The sequence below is a fragment of the Oceaniglobus ichthyenteri genome, assembly GCF_003057885.1.
Lineage (GTDB): Bacteria > Pseudomonadota > Alphaproteobacteria > Rhodobacterales > Rhodobacteraceae > Oceaniglobus > Oceaniglobus ichthyenteri.
Window position 1 is genome coordinate 98,812 of the sequence record NZ_QAGK01000003.1, and the last position, 19,039, is coordinate 117,850.

General features: G+C 57.4%; 17 protein-coding genes. 5 read left to right on the plus strand and 12 right to left on the minus strand.

Annotated features, from left to right (window positions below):
* Positions 1-4: 4 nt before the first annotated feature.
* The 11 genes from C8265_RS05925 to C8265_RS05975 form a co-directional block, all read right to left on the minus strand.
* Positions 5-559, minus strand: a complete 555-nt coding sequence (locus tag C8265_RS05925; protein WP_108483087.1) for a tetratricopeptide repeat protein — start codon at positions 557-559, stop codon at positions 5-7.
* A 5-nt stretch (positions 560-564) separates the two neighbouring features.
* Positions 565-1,539, minus strand: a complete 975-nt coding sequence (locus C8265_RS05930; protein WP_108483088.1) for a type II secretion system F family protein — start codon at positions 1,537-1,539, stop codon at positions 565-567.
* Between the two features lie 12 nt (positions 1,540-1,551).
* Complete coding sequence (locus C8265_RS05935; protein WP_108483089.1) at positions 1,552-2,520, minus strand: type II secretion system F family protein; 969 nt, start codon at positions 2,518-2,520, stop codon at positions 1,552-1,554.
* A 5-nt stretch (positions 2,521-2,525) separates the two neighbouring features.
* Positions 2,526-3,971 (minus strand): TadA family conjugal transfer-associated ATPase, encoded by a 1,446-nt coding sequence (locus C8265_RS05940; RefSeq protein ID WP_108483090.1) that lies wholly within the window; start codon positions 3,969-3,971, stop codon positions 2,526-2,528.
* A 12-nt stretch (positions 3,972-3,983) separates the two neighbouring features.
* Entirely contained in the window at positions 3,984-5,228 is a 1,245-nt protein-coding gene (locus C8265_RS05945; RefSeq protein ID WP_108483091.1) for a CpaE/TadZ family protein, read from the minus strand.
* Positions 5,229-5,527: 299 nt separating this feature from the next.
* Entirely contained in the window at positions 5,528-5,944 is a 417-nt protein-coding gene (locus C8265_RS05950; RefSeq protein ID WP_108483092.1) for a hypothetical protein, read from the minus strand.
* Positions 5,945-5,948: 4 nt separating this feature from the next.
* Positions 5,949-7,373, minus strand: coding sequence for a type II and III secretion system protein family protein (locus C8265_RS05955; protein ID WP_108483330.1), 1,425 nt, complete (start codon positions 7,371-7,373; stop codon positions 5,949-5,951).
* 205 nt (positions 7,374-7,578) lie between these two features.
* A complete protein-coding gene (gene cpaB / locus C8265_RS05960; protein ID WP_108483093.1) occupies positions 7,579-8,430 on the minus strand; it encodes a Flp pilus assembly protein CpaB in 852 nt (283 codons plus the stop codon).
* A gap of 192 nt (positions 8,431-8,622) precedes the next feature.
* Positions 8,623-8,811 carry a Flp family type IVb pilin gene (locus C8265_RS05965; RefSeq protein WP_108483094.1) on the minus strand — a complete coding sequence of 63 codons (189 nt, stop codon included), beginning with the start codon at positions 8,809-8,811 and terminating at the stop codon, positions 8,623-8,625.
* A gap of 135 nt (positions 8,812-8,946) precedes the next feature.
* The gene (locus C8265_RS05970) at positions 8,947-9,141 is read right to left on the minus strand and encodes a Flp family type IVb pilin (RefSeq protein ID WP_108483095.1); all 195 of its coding nucleotides are present in this window, start codon (positions 9,139-9,141) and stop codon (positions 8,947-8,949) included.
* A 224-nt stretch (positions 9,142-9,365) separates the two neighbouring features.
* Positions 9,366-9,560, minus strand: a complete 195-nt coding sequence (locus C8265_RS05975) for a Flp family type IVb pilin (RefSeq protein WP_108483096.1) — start codon at positions 9,558-9,560, stop codon at positions 9,366-9,368.
* Between the two features lie 351 nt (positions 9,561-9,911).
* On the opposite strand from C8265_RS05975, the gene C8265_RS05980 reads away from it, so the two are divergent.
* Both C8265_RS05980 and C8265_RS05985 read left to right on the plus strand, forming a co-directional pair.
* Positions 9,912-10,730, plus strand: coding sequence for a lytic transglycosylase domain-containing protein (locus C8265_RS05980; RefSeq protein WP_108483097.1), 819 nt, complete (start codon positions 9,912-9,914; stop codon positions 10,728-10,730).
* Positions 10,723-12,156, plus strand: coding sequence for a UbiA family prenyltransferase (locus C8265_RS05985; protein WP_108483098.1), 1,434 nt, complete (start codon positions 10,723-10,725; stop codon positions 12,154-12,156). The genes C8265_RS05980 and C8265_RS05985 overlap by 8 nt, the downstream gene beginning before the upstream one ends.
* A gap of 98 nt (positions 12,157-12,254) precedes the next feature.
* Here the strand turns inward: C8265_RS05985 and C8265_RS05990 are convergent, their stop codons facing one another.
* The gene (locus tag C8265_RS05990) at positions 12,255-14,444 is read right to left on the minus strand and encodes an NADP-dependent isocitrate dehydrogenase (protein ID WP_108483099.1); all 2,190 of its coding nucleotides are present in this window, start codon (positions 14,442-14,444) and stop codon (positions 12,255-12,257) included.
* A 501-nt stretch (positions 14,445-14,945) separates the two neighbouring features.
* On the opposite strand from C8265_RS05990, the gene C8265_RS05995 reads away from it, so the two are divergent.
* Genes C8265_RS05995 through C8265_RS06005 form a run of 3 tightly spaced genes read left to right on the plus strand, consistent with a single transcriptional unit; the run spans position 14,946 to position 19,038 of the window.
* A complete protein-coding gene (locus tag C8265_RS05995) occupies positions 14,946-16,418 on the plus strand; it encodes a glycosyltransferase (RefSeq protein WP_240610994.1) in 1,473 nt (490 codons plus the stop codon).
* A 50-nt stretch (positions 16,419-16,468) separates the two neighbouring features.
* The gene (locus C8265_RS06000) at positions 16,469-17,515 is read left to right on the plus strand and encodes an efflux RND transporter periplasmic adaptor subunit (RefSeq protein WP_108483100.1); all 1,047 of its coding nucleotides are present in this window, start codon (positions 16,469-16,471) and stop codon (positions 17,513-17,515) included.
* 38 nt (positions 17,516-17,553) lie between these two features.
* Positions 17,554-19,038 (plus strand): right-handed parallel beta-helix repeat-containing protein, encoded by a 1,485-nt coding sequence (locus tag C8265_RS06005; protein WP_108483101.1) that lies wholly within the window; start codon positions 17,554-17,556, stop codon positions 19,036-19,038.
* The last annotated feature ends 1 nt before the right edge of the window (position 19,039 follow it).

Below are 19,039 nucleotides of genomic sequence, written 5' to 3' on the forward strand. Positions count from 1 at the left end.
CTTATCAAATACGCGACAGGATTCGGTAATCGCCCGTGCCCCTGCGCATCAGTGCAAAGCTGCTTATATCGACATCAGCATAGTCGGGGTTTTCGATTTTGGCGAGTGCCAGCGCAAGATTTGCCTTGATGTCGTCACTTTCGCCACTATCCAACGCAAAGGCGGTGCGGAACACACGCTCGGCCTCGCCATAGGTGCCGCGCTCCATCAAGACGACGCCCAGATTGTTCCAGGCGGGCACGAATGTCGCGTCTTTTTCCACAGCGCGGCGCAGGATGCGTTCGGCCTGGCCCAACCGGCCCAGTTGCAGGTTCGCCGACCCCAGCGCTGACAAGACATCGACAGTTGTGCCCTGTTGCCCCGCCGCGCGGTAATAGGCCTTGAGCGCCAATTCATGTTCGCCCGCGGCCATCAGCCGATGCCCCACCAGCAATCCATCAACGCTGTCCTCACCCCGGTCAACCTGCGGCGCAAATGGGCTGTCGGGTGAACGGCCAAGACCGCCGGTGTTGCCACAGGCGGTCAGGCTGAGAATCAACAGAATCGCGGTGGTGCGCATGGCCCCTACATTTTGAATTTGCCGAGCGTTTCGACGATGTTGTAAATGGATGGCCCCAACAGGATGATCAACAAAGGCGGAACCGTTAACATCATTGTGGCAAGGGTCATCTTGGTGGGCAAGGTATTTGCCTTTTCTTCGGCCCGCATCACGCGTTTGTCACGCATTTCGGCGGAAAAGACACGCAATGCCTCGGCCACCGACGTCCCAAAGGTGGCCGACTGGATCAGCACGGTCACAAAGGATGCCACATCGGTGACACCGGCGCGTTCTGCCATATCGCGCAACACCGATACCTTGTCCTTGCCGGCCTTGATTTCGTGACTGACGATTTCAAATTCATCGGCCAGGGCCGGAAACCCGACGCGGATTTCCTTTGATACGCGCACGATGGATTGATCCAGCGATTGGCCCGCCTCGACACAGACCAGCATCATATCCAGACTGTCGGGAAACCCGTTGGTAATTTCTTCGCGACGCTGTTGCAGCCGCTTTGTGACCCAATATTTCGGTGCCATATATCCGATACAACCCGGAATCAGCACCGATAATATCAACGCCTGGGTGCTGGGCGTGCCGGTCGCGCTGGTAGCGATGGCATAAAAAACCCCCAAAACCAGAAGGCCAAGGCCCAGCGCGAATTGCGCAAAGTGGAATGTGCGCACCGCGTCCTTGCTGCGGTATCCCGCTTGCATCAGTTTCAGGCGCACGGCGGAATATTCTTCTTCGTTTTGCGGCTCAAGAAAGCTGGAATATTTTTCCAGCTTGTCGTTTTTATTGCCTGCCCGCAGGGATTGTTGTTCGGGCGTGCCCGCCTTGGCCGCCTTGCGATAGGCACCCAGTTTATCCAGCGGATCCTGTTTTTTGGTCAACACAAAGGGCAGAGTGACCACCACCAACAGCAGCCCCAAACCCCCCACCAACAGTAGCGGCCCCATGGGGCCCAGTTGGGCAGTGATCATTTCATTCAGCTTTTCCATGGTGTTAGCCCCTTATACCTTGATGTTCACAAGGGTTTTCATCACAAAGATGTTGACCACAAGGAACCCGGCGACAACCAGACAGGCCGGAATGAAATACGCGGTTTCTTTTACAGCATCGTAGTAATTTGGTGATAAAAGGTTAATCATCACCAGCGCGCCCAAAGGAAACACCGACAGAAACATGCCCGACCACTTTGCCTCGGCTGTGATCGCCTTGACCCGGCGAAACAGTTTGAAGCGTGATCTGATCACCTTGGCCAAGCCATCCAGAATTTCCGCCAGATTGCCGCCTGATGTCTGCTGAATCGTCACCGCGACGGCGAGAAATCGCAAATCCTGCATGTCCATACGTTCGGCCATGGCTTTCAATGCCTCGCCCACGTTGCGGCCATAGGCGGCCTCATCCGCGATCACACCCATTTCGGTCCCCAACGGATCGGGCACTTCTTTGGCCACGATATTCACCGCAGCACTAAACGGGTGGCCCACACGCAAAGAGCGCACCATCAATTCAACCGCGTCGGGCAGTTGTTCTTCCATCAATCCCAGACGTTTCTTGGCCTTGCCATTGACCCAGACAAACACGCCGCCCACGCCCATGGCCGCCGCCACCGCAATGCGGATCGGGGTTGAGGCGCTGGTTTGCATGGTTAACCCGACATAGGCGATCAGGCCCAAAACGCCCATCACCATGATCATCTGTACCGGCGAAAACGCGATATTTGCCAGCTGCGCCTTTTTCGCCAGCATGGAATACAGCGGAATTTTCTGGCTTTTCATGTGCTGGCCCATCTCCTTGCGGAGCTGCTCCAACACCTGTTCGCGGCCTTTGCCTTTTTCCAACATATCCAGGCGGCGATTGACCCGGTTGTTCAGGCTGATCGATTTGCCGAAAACGGTAAGGTAGATGCCTTCGACCAACACCAAAACAGCCACAAAGATGAGGCCATAAATCAGCGGTTCTGCGCTAATGACCATGCCGGTTATCCTTTTGTGGGTTCAAAGATTTCCGAAGGCAATTCCATGCCCCACATCTTGAACCGTTCTGAAAAATGCGACCGAACGCCGGTGCCGGTGTAATGGCCGAGTATTTTGTTTTCGGGGGTCAGGCCGACGCGCTGAAAGCGAAATACCTCTTGCATCGAGATCACATCGCCCTCCATCCCCGTCACTTCGGTGATTGATGTCATGCGCCGCGATCCGTCTTGCAGGCGCGACGCCTGCACGATCAGATTGACCGCCGAAGATATTTGCGAGCGCACCGCCTTGAGCGGCATTTCAATGCCCGCCATGGCGATCATGTTTTCCAATCGCGATACCCCGTCGCGCGGATTGTTGGCGTGAATCGTGGTCATCGATCCGTCGTGGCCGGTGTTCATCGCTTGCAACATGTCGATCACTTCTTCGCCACGGGTTTCGCCCACGATAATCCGGTCAGGGCGCATCCGCAGGGCGTTTTTCAGGCAATCGCGCGCACTGACCGCGCCTTTGCCCTCTACGTTGGCGGGTCGGCTTTCCATCCGGCCCACATGGATCTGTTGCAGTTGCAGTTCGGCGGTATCTTCAATCGTCAAGATCCGTTCGGAATTGTCGATGAACGACGACAGAGCATTCAGCGTGGTGGTTTTGCCCGACCCGGTACCGCCCGATACGATGATATTCAGCCGGGTCGATACCGCCGCCTCAAGATACAGCGCCATTTCCGGGCTGAACGCGCCAAAGGCAACCAGATCTTCAATGCCAAGTTTGTCTTTCTTGAATTTACGAATCGACACCAGGCTGCCATCCACCGCAATCGGCGGCACCATCGCGTTAAACCGCGATCCATCGGCGAGGCGCGCATCGACATAGGGATTGGATTCATCCACCCGCCGCCCCACGGCCGACACGATCTTGTCGATGATGCGCAACAGGTGGCGTTCGTCCTTGAACGTCACATCCGAAAGGATCAGTTTGCCGTCGCGTTCGATGAAAATTTGCCGGGGGCCGTTGACCAGAATATCATTGACGCTGTCATCTTTCAGCAGCGTTTCCAACGGGCCAAGGCCCTTGACCTCGTCATACAATTCCTGATTCAGGGTCAGGCGTTCGTCACGGTTCAGCACGATGCCGATTTCATCCAGCGCCTCGGAGGTGATCTGCATGATCTCGGCCTTGAGATCGCTTTCGCTGGCTTTGTCCAGCGCCGACAGATTGAGGTTGTCCAACAACCGGTTGTGCAATTCGACCTTGATTTCGCCCAGACGTTCGCGGCGCTTTTTCTCTTTATCCACCGGCGCCACCTTGGCCGGAACCGGTTTGGCCATGCGCGGTGGGGCGGTGGTAGATTTGGCGGGCATCTTGGCCGCGGCGGCGACCTGGGCCAATGGTTTGGGGGCCGCATTGCCCGCCACTTTGGCGACATCTTGTTTCTTGTAGCGTGAAAACATCTGTTTTGCCCTTTATTTGGCGGCAGCGGCGGCTTTGCGGTTCAGCTCGTGGGCGGAAACCGCCAATTTCTGTATCTCGCGGCGCAGGGGGTTTTTCTTGGCCACCTCGGCCAAGGGCAGCCCGTGATCGCAGGCTTGCACCACCTGTGCGCCGCCATCGGGCAGCTGCACCTCAATCGAGATATCCAGATTTTCGGCCAGGCGTTTCACCCGGCCTTTGCCTGTAAGATCGGTGAATTTCGGGGCGCGGTTCAGGATATAGCGCAGTTTTTCAACCGGCAGATCTTCGGCCTTGAGCGCGCGGATCAGGCGCAGGGCATTTTGCGCGCTGCGCATATCCATTTCCAACAACAGAAAATACACATGGGCGGCGTTCAGCACGGTTTCTGTCCATTGCACCACGGTCGAGGGCATGTCGATCACGACATAATCGAAATTGGCGCGCGCCTGATCGATGATCCGCTCCACCTCTTCAGCGGAAATCAGGTCAAGCGGCAGCATGTCGACCGGGCTGGTCAACACTTGCAGTTTGTCGTTGAACGGCAAAAGCGCCTGAAGAAAACTTTCGTTGTCCATCGTGTCGGTGTTGGTCAGCATTTCAAACACCGCCTCGCGGCGCTGCAAATCAAGATATGTGGACACCGCGCCAAATTGCAGATCAAGATCCAGCAAACAAACGCGCGGTGCGCTATCCTTTGATAATGTGGCCAATTCCCAGGCCAGGTTCACCGCAAAAGTGGTGGCGCCAACGCCACCCGACAGGCCATGCACGGGCAATACCACGCCATCGCGCCCCTCTTTCGGGCGGGCGCGGAGCGGGGTGTCGTCGGGTTCGATCGCGGCGGGTTCGGGGGCGCGAATACGTTCGATGGCTTCGTGCAGCGCACCTTCGGGCAGGGGGTAGGGCACGAATTCCTTTGCGCCAAGTTTCAGCAACTGGTGCAAAACCATCGGGCTGACTTCTTCGGCAATGACGATCACGCGGATGTTGCGGGCAACGGCGGTCTTGATCAGGTCGGCAATGGTGGCAACATTGCTTTCGTCATCTTCGTCAATCGCGATGGCAACAAATTCCAGGCCCTCGGCTTCGTCCTGGGCCAGAAACATCGTGGCATCGGCAAACGACAGATCGCCCCAGCGTTCGCCCAGCTCGGCCTCCATGTCTTCGATCAAAAGGTCAAAGTTCTGCACATTCCGGCAGATGGTACAGGCCAGAATCGGTTCTGGCTCTGCCTGTTGAACCGCTGTGTTGTTCATTGCCTTTGTCCTTTTCGTTGCCACGCACCAGAGGGGCCTTGGTGACGACAGACGTCCCCATTTCGCCCGATCCCTGGGGTTTGACCGCGCCTGAGATTCGCGGTCCTTACCTTTGTTCTGGTGATATTGCGGGTCAATATTGGCGACATTGAGGCTATAAAATCATAATTATCCGATACTGAGAGACATTTTTATGGCCAAATCATACACAGATCCGGCAAATTGTGCCGGTTGGGGCCGGAAACGGAAAAAGCCCCACCAAAGGTTGATGGGGCCTTAACCAAACTGTTTACTGCGGCTTAACCTTCGGCGCCGGCAATCTCGGCCAGGCCACCCTTTTGCGATTCGGGCTTTGAGGTCGCGCTGTCGACATATTCCTTAAAAATGACCTCGGCGTATTTTCCGTTCAGATCACCGGAACAGCGCACCTGCCCGCGGCGATATTGCGGCACAGTGGTTTGTTGCGGACTTTTGGGGTTGGCATAGGCATCGGGGTTCAGAACCACGACATATTCAGGCACGATGTGGCCCTTGGGTTTGTCGACACATTTCTGCGCGATGGTGTTGCGCATTGTCGGATTGCCAAACTGGCCTTCGTCGATGAATGCACCGGCGGGTTGGTGCCAACTGCCCAACGGGGATGAGGTGTTTGCCGAACAGGCCGCCAGGGTCAGGGCGGTGCCGATCAGAACCAGTGATGTGATGCGCATGCTCATCCCCTCAATCCATTACATAGCCATAGGAGCCGCCAAAATCCTGCTTGGCAACTTCGCCGGCCGCACCCCGGGTGGGCCGATTGCTGTTTGATCCGGTGGTGCGGCCAAACAAAAACAGCTCTGATTCCGTGGGCAATGTGATCCGGTCGGTGGGCAATGCCAATGCTTCGCCGCGCACGGGGCTGACCAGATGGGGCGTGATGATGATCACCAGCTCACTTTGCTGGCGTTCGTATTCGGCGCTGCGAAACAGCGATCCCAACACGGGAATATCGCCAAGCCACGGCACCTGGCCTGACAAATCCTGAAAATCATCCTCAAGCAGGCCGGCAATGGCGAAACTTTCTCCGTCGCGCATTTCAACCACGGTGCTGGTTTCGCGCCGCCGGAATGAGTTTACCGAAAACCCGTTGGCCTGAAACGTCACGGTATTGTCCAGCCCCGAAACCGCTGCTTTCAGTTCCAGATTGATCAGATCCTTGTCCACGACACGGGGCGTAAAGGTAAGTTCGACGCCGAATGGTTTATAGCTGATCGAAACGCCACCTTCGCCATCGACCACCGGCACCGGGTATTCACCGCCGGCCAGAAACGATGCCTCCTGCCCGGACAGGGCGGTCAGGTTTGGTTCGGCCAAGGTGCGCACGACACCTTTGGATTCCAATGCCTCAAGCAGCACGGCAAATTGCATGCTGCCCGCGCCAAAGGTCAGGGCCAGCGACCCTTCGCTTTCCTTGTTTGAGGTGTATCCGTTACCGTTAAGTATGTCGAAAGCGTTGTTGTTTTGGCCCAGGGTGCCGGTGCCCAGGGTCAACCCTGTGCTGCCTTTGGTGCCACCCGCGGCAAACGAAGTCGACAGAGATTTGCGCACCGAGCGGGCCATTTCGGCAAACCGCACCTTCAACATCACCTGTTGGGTACCACCCACGCTCATCAGATTGCTGACCCGTTCGGGGGCATATCGGTTTGCCAGATCCAGCGCGCGATCCAGTTTGGTGATGCTCGACACAACGCCCGACAACACGATCCCATCATTGGCGGTGCGCACTTCGATCGGCTCGCCCGGCAAAATCTGGCGCAAGCGTTCCTTGAATTCTGCGATGTCGGGGGCGACTTGCACCTCGACGTTGGTAATCAACCGGCCTTCGGCGTTCAGCAGGGTCAGGGTGGTGCGCCCCGGCGATTTGCCCAAGACGTAAATCGTTCGGTCCGACAGGGTGGAAATATCGGCAATCGAGGGGTTGGCGATCGACAGTTCCGCGAACGGCACATCCGATTCGACAACGACCGCCCGGTTCATCGGCACGCTTAGCGAACTGGACGCCGACCCGTTCATCACCCGCAGCGTTTCGGCATTGGCAGTTGGAACGCTGGCCACAGCAAGGGAAAAGCCTAATAATGCGGCTTTCCAAAATCTATCAATGTTCATGTGACCTGCCTCTCTGATCACGGATGGGATCGGATCTTTTGCCCGAATTTTAACGAACCATGCGCGGATTTCGCTTTTTTTGCAATAATCAAGGTGTTGAAGGGCAGGATTGATGTGGATAAGTCGCAACACCCAAATAGGTTTTGCGCGGGCTTGGGGCGCGATCACCATATTGGGTGCCCGCGCCGTGTTTCGCACACCCCGCTTAATTCGTGCAAGCCACCGGAATTTCGACAACATCGGCGCCGCGGCGGGTGCGGATGGTGCACACACGTTCGACCTCGCGTTCAACGACGCGCTCTTCTTCGATACCAAGCAATTCGCGTTGGTTCATTTCAACCGCTTCGGAAATGGTGGTGTCCTGCGCGCCGACCAATGCCAACGACAGTTTGCCGGTTGATTGGGCCTGCGCCAAGGCGGCAACCTGACGCGATGTCACTTCGACGGTGACGGTCCGTGCTACGGTGGGGTTTGATCTGTCTTCGTCGGCGGATTGGTCAATACCAACCAGACGCACGCCGGTGTCGATAAGTTGCGTTACCTCTTGGCGGTCGCCGCGTGCGGTTGGCAAATTGCCAGTCCAGAACACATCGACACGATCACCGGGGCGCAAGAACCCCGAAACGCCCGATGCCACATCAACCCGCACCGCAAAGGCGCGCATTCCCGGCGACAGCCGCGATGATACGCCGGCGTCCACGCCGGGTTTGGTAACCTTGACGGCAAGAACCGCCTCGTCTTTTTCGATGGCGCGCAATACCGCGCGGGGTTTGCGATTGTCGTCGGGAAACAGCGTTTCCAGATCCGTGAATGCACCGCCCGGAATTGCATTGGCGGGCCAGGCCACAGCGCGCACATCGTCGGGCGACAACCATTCACCATATTGGGCAACCCGGTTCATCACATAAACCGTTTTGGTTTCAATTGATGGGGATCGGTTGGCGCGTTCTGCGTCGATTGCGGCCTGATATTCGCCGATATATCCGCGGGCAAGGTAAACGGCAGATCCGGCAAGCCCGAGCCCGAGGATCAGCACCAGTCCAAAGATCATACGCATGGCAATTCCTTTCCATAATCGTAACGCTGCGCCCAAATAATGGCGCGCTGTCTGTTGCCCCGATATTGCCGCGACTTTGGGGCGAAATAATGCTGAGAATGCGCAGTTATTGCGACGTCTGGGCGGCTGTGCTGCCTGCCTTTTGAATGCGGCGATGGGCCGGTTCGCGTAAAATTATGGCGCGGAAGGGCGTTACCAGTTTATCGTCGTGGGCCGCGCGGCAACGGCCGAGCTGACGTGGTTGGAAACGTCCTCTGCCCCACTGCCGTATGTGCCCATCACCGCCATCGCAAGAGATACGAGGCCAGCGGTCAGCAATACCCAATCAACCGTCGTGGCACCCGATTCGTCCCGAAAGAAGGAATGCAGTGTTTTCGGCATTAACAAACTCACACTATTTCATTGGCGTGTTGAATGCTGCGATATCCGTATCATCCCGCGTGTTTCACGAGGGGACAGGATGCCCACCATTATATGACTGGTCGCGCCACAAAAGCAGGCGGCGCGACATAGTATTCAGAATGTCGTTGTAACGGTGGTGCCGTTCAGGTGCGAAGATACGGCTTCGGTCACGGTTTTGGTGCCCGATGTGACCGAAGTCAGAACGGCAATGCCCAGTCCGACGATGGCGGCGGTCAATACAACCCAGTCAACGGTAACGGCACCGTCTTCATCGTTGCGGAATGTCTTGGCAAGCTTGAACAGTTTCATTTCATGTCCCTCATTGGGTTTCACGTTGGGTCACACTGGCGCCTGTGGATGTGGCCTGAAGGGCCGGGGCGTCGTGCGATGACCCTGTTATGAAGGGCATTTGGGGCGAGACCATGGCAGTTTTGGTATTATGCCAAGGCATCCGAGCGGTGTTTTAACGGCGTGAAACGGAAAAAGGCCGCACCTTTTGGTGCGGCCTTTTGTTTTGCGCGGGTGCGCAAGGTTTAGAATGTGGTCGTGACGGTGGTGCCGTTCAGGTGCGAAGATACGGCTTCGGTCACGGTTTTGGTGCCCGATGTCACCGAAGTCAGAACGGCAATGCCCAAGCCGACGATTGCGGCAGTCAATACAACCCAGTCAACGGTAACAGCGCCGTCTTCGTCGTTGCGGAATGTTTTTGCGAATTTGAACAGCTTCATTTTGAGTTCCTTTTCAGGGTGGGTTTCAGTCAGCGTCCCGATCCGACGGTTTGCGCGGATCGGTCTTTGTCTGACCGCGCATTCGGGATGTCGCTATATGGCGCTGCAATCTGGGCGACATTTGGGCAGAGCTGTGGAATATTTTAAGCACTGGTAAAACGGTATTGTCTTGCCATTAAGCATTTGGTTTCATGAGCGAAAATATTTCCAATTCCGCAGATCGCATCGGCAAGGCGTTCCACAATGGTAACAGTTGCCCAAGGATTGGTGCCAGAACCCGGTTAAATCTGGCGCATCGGTTGGTTTTTTGCGACGCTCTGTAAAACACGAACGGGGCGGAGCAGTCACCGTATGAGGCAGAGATTTATAGCGTCGATCACAATCGCGGCCATTTTGGCGGCCGCGCCGGTTATGGCCGAAGGGCCACCGCCGTTTCCCGAATTTACATTCAAGCGGATGAAGCCGCCAAAGCCGGGGGCCGTCAAAAGAATAACGGTTCAGGTGCAACCACAAACCGCGCGAATTACCGCACGCCCCGCGATCAAGGAAGATCTGCCCGGTATTGGCGAGGATTCATCGGCCCATGCGTGGTTCTGGACCAAGGTGAAGGGTGGATCACCCGCAATAAGGGTATCCAGCGCATTGTTGGCGTTGCAACACGCCCCCGGCGGCGGCGTGGCCAGCCCGCGTTTGCAGGCCCTGCGCGAAATTGCCGACCGGCACGGCACCGAAATTCTGACGGCCACGGTCGGCACGCGGATTTCACCGGCCTTTGCTCTGGCGGTGATTGCCGTTGAATCGGGGGGCCGAAGCGATGCATTGTCCCGCGCCGGGGCGCAAGGGTTGATGCAGCTGATGCCAGCCACCGCCGAACGGTTCGGTGTAAAGGACCGCACAATCGCGGCGGAAAACATCCGTGCCGGCGTGACCTATCTGAACTGGCTGATGGGCCGGTTCGATGGTGATCCCATCCTGGCCCTTGCGGGGTATAATGCGGGCGAGGGGGCGGTTGATAAACACGGCGGCGTGCCGCCCTTTGCCGAAACTCGGGGCTATGTGCCAAAGGTTCTGGCCGCCTGGGCCGTCGCCAAAGGCCTGTGCCTGACGCCACCCCAATTGATCACGGATGGCTGTGTGTTTGTCGGCAACCGGTCTTCGACGAATGGCTGAGCCAAAGCCGTTGATCCTGGATGTGGATGGCACATTCCTGCGCACCGATATGTTGTTTGAATCGTTTTGGGCCTGTCTGGGGCATGATCCAATCGCAACGTTGCGTGTGACCGTTGGTAATTTTCGCCATCCGGCCCTGTTAAAGGAACGTCTGGCGGAAATTGCACCGTTGCGTGTTGATTTGTTGCCGGTTCACCCCGAAATGGCCGAAATCGCCAAGGCCGCCAGCGATACCGGAGCCGAGGTGATTCTGGCCTCGGCCTCGCACCGGACGCTTGTTCAAGATCTTGCACGCGAACACGATCTGTCGCCACGGGTTTTCGCCTCGCATGCCGGTCACAACCTGAAAGGCGCGCACAAGGCCGATGCCTTGATCGAGGCATTCGGCGCAGGCGGATACCATTATGCCGGCAATGAACCGGCCGATATCCCGGTGTGGGAAACCGCCGAAACTGCCATCCTTGTCGGACAGCACGACAAGATTGCAAAGGATTTGCAATCCAAAGGCCACCCAACCCATCAGGTCAGGGGCGGCTGGGCGTGGCGCGATCTCAAACGCGCGGTGCGACCCCATCAATGGGTCAAAAACTCGCTTTTGATCCTGCCGATGATTGCCGCCCATGATTTCAGCCTTGACACACTGTTGCTTGTGCTGACCGGCATTATCGCATTTTCGGCTGCGGCGTCGTCGATTTATATCATCAATGATCTGCTGGATCTTGAAGCAGACCGCCTACACCCGACCAAACGCAACCGCCCCTTTGCCACCGGCAAGGTTCCGATCCGGATCGGAATGATCGCCAGCACGCTTCTGGCGGTGCTTGCCTTGGGTATCGGGGTCGCGCTGGGCGGGGCATTTTTGGCGGTGATCGTTGTTTATATGGTGCTGTCGCTGGCTTATTCTTTGAAACTGAAACGGATGCGTTGGGTCGATGTGTTCACCCTTGCCGCGCTATATACCCTGCGTGTTGTGGCGGGGGCGGCGGCCAGCGCTGTGGATGTGTCGATCTATATGCTCATTTTCATTTTCCCGGTTTTCCTTACTCTTGGCTGTGTAAAACGCATGACCGAACTTGCCCTGGCCACGGGGGATGAACCGCTTCCGGGCCGTGGGTATGGGCGCAAGGATCGCAGTGATTTGTTGAACATGTCGGGTCTGGGTATCGCCGGTGCCCTGGCGATTTTCACCCTGTATTCGATCAGCGATCAGGGCAGGTCACTGTACCCGACCACGTGGATTTTATGGCTTACGCTTATCCCGATCACCGCGTGGCTGATCCGGATGGTCGCGTTGGGATATTACGGCAAACAGGATTATGATCCGATCGTTTTTGCCCTGCGTGACCGGATCGGTATCGGGCTTCTCCTGATCATCCTGTCGCTGATGTTCTGGGCTGCGGGATTATGGGCGCAATGGTTTGGCTAAGCCACAACGTTCTTTTGGCTCCGGCTTTTGGCCCGTCAGTATATGCTGACAATGGGCCACGCCCCGCGCGAAGCGTGGCCCATAAGTTTATAAGCCGCTTAGCCGATGATGGCGTTCAGCGTGGCCGATGGGCGCATCACAGCTGCGGTTTTCTTGGCGTCGGTGTGGTAATATCCGCCAAGATCCACTGAATGCCCTTGCGCGCTTACCAACTCGGACAGGATCTTTTCCTCGTTTGATGCCAGGGCCTCGGCGATGGGTGCGAAATGGGTGGCCAGGTCGGTATCGGTGGTTTGTGCGGCCAGGGCTTCGGCCCAGTACCGGGCGAACCAATAGTGGCTGTCGCGGTTGTCCGGCTCGCCGACTTTGCGCGACGGTGATCGGCCATTGTCCAGAATGCCCTGGGTCGCATCGACGACGGCCTCGCCCAGAACGCGGGCTTTTTCGTTGCCCTTGGAGTCGGCAAGAAACGTCAGGCTTTCACCAAGCGCGCAGAATTCGCCTAAACTGTCCCAGCGCAGGTGGTTTTCTTCGACCAATTGTTGAACATGTTTTGGGGCGGACCCGCCCGCGCCGGTTTCAAACAACCCGCCGCCATTCATCAGTTTGACGATGGAAAGCATTTTGGCCGATGTTGCCAGTTCAAGGATCGGGAAAAGATCGGTCAGGTAATCGCGCAGAACGTTGCCGGTGATGGCAATGGTGTTTTCACCCTTTGTAATTGTCTCGAACGAGGCGCGGGTGGCTTCGCGCGGGGCCATGATTTCAAACTTGTCGGCGACGCCCTTTGCCTTGAGGATCGGTTCGACATAAGCGATCAGTTCGGCGTCATGGGCGCGCGCCGCATCCAGCCAGAAAATAGCGCGGCAGCCTTCGGCCTTTTGCCGGTCGATGGCCAGATTGACCCAGTCTTCGATGGGGGCCTTGCGCGCCGAGGCCGAGCGCCAGATGTCACCGGCCTCAACCTGGTGTTCGTGCAATACGGTGCCATCATCCAGAATCATCCTGACGGTTCCGGCATGGGGGATTTCAAACGTGGTCGGGTGCGATCCGTATTCTTCGGCCTTTTGCGCCATCAGGCCGACGTTTTGCACCGTGCCGGCGGTGGCCGGGTTCAGTTTGCCGTTTTCTTTGAAAAACTTGATGGTTTCGTCGTAAACGGGCGCATAGGAGTTATCGGGAATCACGCAATTTGCATCGGATTCCTTGCCATCCGGCCCCCATCCTTTGCCGCCTGCGCGGATCAGGGCGGGCATTGAGGCATCGATGATCACGTCTGACGATACATGCAGGTTGGTGATGCCCTTGTCGGAATCTACCATGTACATCGGCGGGCGCGCGGCGATGCAGGCTTCGATATCGGCCTGAATTTCGGGGCTGTCCTTGACCCGTGCCAGAATATCGCCCAGCCCCGAATTGGGATTCACGCCCAGATCGGCCAGGGCTTTGGCATGTTTGTCAAAGACCGGCGCAAGAAATGCCTTGACCGCGTGGCCGAAAATGATCGGATCGGACACTTTCATCATCGTCGCCTTGAGGTGCAGCGAAAACAGCGTGCCTTCGGCTTTGGTCTTTTCGATCTGATCGGCCAGGAATGATCTCAGCGCCGAGGCGCTCATGAATGTGGCGTCGACAACTGTGCCCGCGGGATAGCTGAGCCCGTCTTTCAACACGGTTTCACCGGCGTCATTTACCAGCACGATCTTGGCTGTTGTGTCCTTGTCCAAGGTGGCCGACACCTCGTTTGAAAAGAAATCACCGCCCGACATGGTGGAAACGTGGGTTTTGCTGTCTGCCGACCAATCGCCCATGCGGTGCGGGTTTTTCTGGGCAAAGCTTTTCACCGCCTTGGCGGCGCGACGGTCCGAGTTGCCTTCGCGCAAGACCGGGTTCACGGCCGACCCTTTCAGCGTGTCGTATTTGGCGCGCACGGCTTTTTCGGCGTCAGTTTCGGGTGTTTCGGGATAATCGGGCAGGGCAAACCCCTGCGATTGCAATTCCTTGATCGCCGCCGTCAACTGCGGCACGGACGCCGAGATATTTGGCAGCTTGATGATGTTGGCCTCGGCTGTTTTGACCAGACGGCCCAGTTCGGCCAGATCATCGGAATGGCGCTGTGCCTCTTTCAGATGTTCGGGGAAAGCGGCCAGGATCCGGCCTGCCAGGCTGATATCCTTTGTGCCGACAGAAACGCCCGCCGCCGCCGCAAATTTCTGAATGATCGGAAGAAACGACGCCGAGGCCAGTTCGGGGGCTTCGTCAACCTTGGTATAGATGATATCGGACATTGGATACTCCTTGAGAGTGGATTTTCCCCCTCATACCCGACCCAGTTGAAAACGTCGACAGTATACCGCTGTATACAGAGTAAAATTTTTCGGGGCCCACACGCGTTTTTCTGGCACCGCCCGGCGTTTCCGATTCGCATATCGCCCCGGCTGACCTTCCGCTGGGCCTGATGATTTTTGTTACAAATCACCTGATCGGTCGGGACAGTGGGGCGAAAAAATGCATCGCTTGCGCCCTTAAGCGGCAAGAGATTTGGCACAAACTGCCATAGGTTGTAAAAATGCCCGATATATGTGGTATTATTGCACTGTTTGGAATATCGAAACAAAACCTGCCGTTCCGCCCCATTCTGTCCTTATTTAGATGTGAAATCTCTCAAACGCGCACACGAAAGATGCGTCAGGCAAAATGAGGGCAGTATGTACTGGTGCAGGACCACCAAAGAATTGCGTTTGGCGCAAGCACGCTCATCTTTTGCCCAAGGGCAGAAGTGACGGCACGTGCTTGTTTTTGCCCATATCGCGTATCTTTCGGTGGTCATGATCCTTGGATCGGTCATGTCGAAAGATCTGTTGGGCGCGGCTCCGGCGGCGATAATCGGTATCGGGTTGTTGGGCACGTGGCGCTATACTTGGGGCGCAATCAACTTTAGCCGCGCCTTCTGGTTTCGCACCGTGGCCCACCCCCGGCGCAAGGCGGCGGCGCGGGCGCGGTTTGAACGCTCGGGGCATTTGTCCCATGCTTATATGTTGATGACATCCTACATGATTGCGCCGGAAACCACGATTGTGGTGTATCGCGCCCTGTTTCAGGCCGCCGCACAGGCCCGCGATGGCGCAACGGTTGTGGCGTCGGTTGTCGATGGCGCGGACGAGCGGTTGATCCGACAGCTTTTCGAGGCATCACCAGCGGCGCGGGCGCCAGTCAAACTGATCATTGACCGGATACCGGCCACCGGCAAGCGTGACGCGCTGGCGCGGTCCTTGCGGATTATCGCGCGGCATTATCCGACACAGCACGATGTGCTGTTGATTGCCGATGGCGACACCACTGTGCCCCACGACATCATCGAAGAAATCGTCCCGGTTTTCAGCGACCCGAAAATCGGCGCGCTGACCACGGACGAGGCGGTGGCAATTCCCGATCAAGGGCTGTTTCGCGATTGGTTCGAACTGCGTTTTGATCAGCGCCAGATCATGATGTGTTCGATGGGCCTGTCAAAACGTGTTCTGACCCTGACGGGCCGGATGTCGGCATTTCGCGCCAGTCTGGCCACGAACCCCGATTTCATCGAACAGGTGCAATCGGATTACATTGATCATTTGCGCCTTGGGCGGGTGAACTTTTTGACCGGGGATGATAAATCAACCTGGTTCTGGCTGTTGAAAAACGGCTATCAAATGGCCTATCTGCCCGATGTCCGGTCACAATCGGCCGAAACCCAACCCTTGCCCACATTCTATGCCTCGGCGCGGGTGCTGACCGTGCGGTGGTTTGGCAACATGCTGCGCACCAACGGGCGGGCATTGAAACTGTCACCGCTCAGGATCGGATTTTTCACCTGGTGGTCGATTCTGGATCAGCGGGTCTCGATCTGGACCACGATTGCGGGGCCGGCCTTGGCGCTGATGGCGGCGCTGTTTTATGATGTTGCCCTGATTGCGGCCTATGTCGCCTGGATCATGCTGACACGATATATATACGTCACGCTGATTACCGCCTTTCGCGGTCGGCTTGGCTTTCCCATTACCTTTCCGTTCCTTTTGTATTTCAGTCAGCTTTATGGCGCACTGATCAAGAGTTTTGTTCTGTTCCGTCTTGATCGGCAAAAATGGACGCGCCAATCGACCAATGCCGTGGCCGCGCGCCAGACCACCGGCCAGCGGGTGATCGCGGCCAGTTCCATTTACATGACATGTCTTACCTTTGGCTGGCTTTTGGTCGGCCTTCTTTATCTTGCGGGCGGCCTTTGATTTTGGATGAGCCGACGAAAACACCATTACCACGCGAAAGCCTGAATTTTATGAAACATGCCGATTTGCAGCCGCCCGACAGCGCCGTTGCCCTGCCTGCGGGGTTCGCCCACAAGGGCGAGCATCCGCAACTTGAGGTGCCGTTCACGGCATTGATCGGCACGCAAATGCTGACCGGGCGCAGCCTGTCGTTGACCAGTGCGGTCGTTTCCGGCGCAATGCCGACAGGGGTGGACGGCACCGTTGTTGCCATGGCGCTGCGGCTGAATTTTTCGGGGTTTGCGGTACTGTTGTATGTCGATGCCTGGGTCGAAAACGGCAACGAGGATGACACCTATACCCTGCATTTCACCGAACCCACGGGCGAACATCTGGCACCGCTGCGCTATGTTCTCAACAGTTATATCGCGGGTGATATCGTGTCTTTGGGCGGCTTCATGGGCTATACCGGCCCACTGAGTGTCAAGGAAAAGGCAGCCGCCCAAACGCCCGGTTTGTCGCATAAGATCCAGAACGTGGTGCGGCGTGGCATCGTGATTGCCCTGACCGCCGGTCTGGCGCTGATTGCGCTGAACCTTGCGCATGAACGGGTGGTATTTTCCTATGAGGCGCGGCCCGTGACCGTGACCGCGCCGGGCCAGACCCTGATGGCGACGGCGGCCGGGCAATTGACCTATGCCGATCCGAACGCCGCCAAGGGCGAGGTGGTGTATTCCATCCTGGCCAATTCGGGCGATTACCTGAGCGTTAAAATGCCCTGTGATTGCACCATCCTGCCGATGCGCAATTTCGTTGAAGGGGCCACAATCATGACCGGCACGCCGATTGTGCGGCTGGCATCGGGTGATGCGGGGCTGGTGGCCAACACGGAAATCAGTGCCGAAGGCGCTGTGAAACTGGTGTCGGGGCAGCAGGCCGAATTGGTGTTGGCGAATGGCACCGTTGTGCCGGTCACCCCCGAAATCCTGCCATCGCCCGATGATGGTGATCGCACGGTACGGGTGGAAATGACGTTGGATGACACAACGAACGTGGCACCGGGTCAGGTGGCGCGCCTGCGATTCCGGCGCAATTTGTTGCCATCGTTTCTGCATTAAACCGAGACTTTGAAATTTCAACAGGACCGATAGAAAAAGTGTACAGCCCGCCAAACCTGCCAGAGATCATCGCGGTTGCGTTCCGGCGCCGGATGCGTGGCGTGCTGACGGCGCTGGCGATGCTGTTGATGATCGCCCAGACAGGGGCGGCCCAACCCATCGAACCAATCCTGGCCGAGATCGAGGCGCGCTATCACACCCTGATCAAACAGACCCGCGCGATCAAGGCACCAACTGGCAAGGCCGCGGGCGCGGTTTCTGCAAAAACCACGGCACATCTGGTCACATCCGATTTGCGCGTTGCGCTGTTGAAACTGGCGCGCACAGATGAAACCGAAGGCCGCAAAATCATTCTGGCGGCGCAGGGCGGGCGTGATCCCGTGGCTTTGTCGCTGGCCGCAGGTCAGGCCACGTTGCCCGGTCTGTTGGCCAAGGCACAGCAGTTGTTCCCGGGTGCGGTGGGCGAACACGGCCTGGGCATACCGTTGATTATCGAGCAGGGCGCGGAGCTGTTGTTGGATCAGGGCGCAGTGCTGAGTCTGAACCGGGCAGCGGGTGCGTTTGTGGTTAATTTCGGCGCACTTACCATAAATGGCGGTGGAATCATTGCCGCAGGTCCGGGCAATGATGCGGCCTCTTTTGCTCCCTTTGTCGTTACGGCAGGGCAGGGGGTGATGGCCGCCGATAATGGCTATTTTGCCGGCCTTGGTTTTGGCGCTGATCTGACATTTGCCGGACTTTCTGTTATGATCAGTGGGCTTTACCCCACTGACCGGCCTTCGGTTTTGACGGGGTCAATCCTGCGCGATGTCGGGTCAGCGGTGTTTGTCGGCGGGGCAGGGGTTTCTATCACAAACAACCGGTTTGTTGATCCGCGCCGCACCGCGTTGATCCTGCGCGCAACACATGGGGCACAGATCGCCGACAATATATTTACCGACGGGGCGTCGGGTGATGCGATCCGTCTGGCGGCGGGGGCAACGGGCACCGATATTCGGGACAGCGAAATCTTTCAGCCCCGCGAAAGCGGCATCGCGCTGTTGGCGGGCAGTGGCGACACGGTGCTGCGCAATGTGACAATCTGGCGGCCCCGTCACAACGGTGTGCGGGCCGAACACTCGGCCTGTCTGTCGATGCGCAACCTGCAAATTCTGGGGGCGCGGCAAGAGGGCGTGACCCTGCGCGGTGTGCAGGGCGCGAAACTGGCCGACAGCGTTCTGATTGCCTCTAAACGTGCCGGGCTGTTGGTGGCCGATCTGCCCGGTGAGGTGACGACGCAAATCACCGGCAACCGGTTTGCGATGAACCGCACCGGAATCGAAACCGCAGCGGCCGGGCATCTGGCCCTGTCGGGCAATGATTTTCAGGATCAGTTCCCGCGCTTTCTGGCCGGGGATGTGCAATTCATGACCCCGGATCTGTTGCGCGATCTGACCGGCAAAGAGCAGATCATTCTGGCCGGTGGCAGCGCGCCCGGCACCCCGACCCCCGCCCCCGTTTGCGCCCCCGATACAAAGGATTAAG

Coding starts and splice junctions, on each gene's coding strand:
- C8265_RS05985 (WP_108483098.1), top strand. CDS start 10,723: ATGGCTGAGCCAAAGCCGTTGATCCTGGATGTGGATGGCACATTCCTG.
- C8265_RS05975 (WP_108483096.1), bottom strand. CDS start 9,560: ATGAAGCTGTTCAAATTCGCAAAAACATTCCGCAACGACGAAGACGGC.
- C8265_RS05945 (WP_108483091.1), bottom strand. CDS start 5,228: ATGAACAACACAGCGGTTCAACAGGCAGAGCCAGAACCGATTCTGGCC.
- C8265_RS05940 (WP_108483090.1), bottom strand. CDS start 3,971: ATGTTTTCACGCTACAAGAAACAAGATGTCGCCAAAGTGGCGGGCAAT.
- cpaB (WP_108483093.1), bottom strand. CDS start 8,430: ATGCGTATGATCTTTGGACTGGTGCTGATCCTCGGGCTCGGGCTTGCC.
- C8265_RS05925 (WP_108483087.1), bottom strand. CDS start 559: ATGCGCACCACCGCGATTCTGTTGATTCTCAGCCTGACCGCCTGTGGC.
- C8265_RS05935 (WP_108483089.1), bottom strand. CDS start 2,520: ATGGTCATTAGCGCAGAACCGCTGATTTATGGCCTCATCTTTGTGGCT.
- C8265_RS05980 (WP_108483097.1), top strand. CDS start 9,912: ATGAGGCAGAGATTTATAGCGTCGATCACAATCGCGGCCATTTTGGCG.
- C8265_RS05970 (WP_108483095.1), bottom strand. CDS start 9,141: ATGAAACTGTTCAAGCTTGCCAAGACATTCCGCAACGATGAAGACGGT.
- C8265_RS05950 (WP_108483092.1), bottom strand. CDS start 5,944: ATGAGCATGCGCATCACATCACTGGTTCTGATCGGCACCGCCCTGACC.
- C8265_RS05955 (WP_108483330.1), bottom strand. CDS start 7,373: ATGAACATTGATAGATTTTGGAAAGCCGCATTATTAGGCTTTTCCCTT.
- C8265_RS05930 (WP_108483088.1), bottom strand. CDS start 1,539: ATGGAAAAGCTGAATGAAATGATCACTGCCCAACTGGGCCCCATGGGG.
- C8265_RS05990 (WP_108483099.1), bottom strand. CDS start 14,444: ATGTCCGATATCATCTATACCAAGGTTGACGAAGCCCCCGAACTGGCC.
- C8265_RS05965 (WP_108483094.1), bottom strand. CDS start 8,811: ATGCCGAAAACACTGCATTCCTTCTTTCGGGACGAATCGGGTGCCACG.
- C8265_RS06000 (WP_108483100.1), top strand. CDS start 16,469: ATGAAACATGCCGATTTGCAGCCGCCCGACAGCGCCGTTGCCCTGCCT.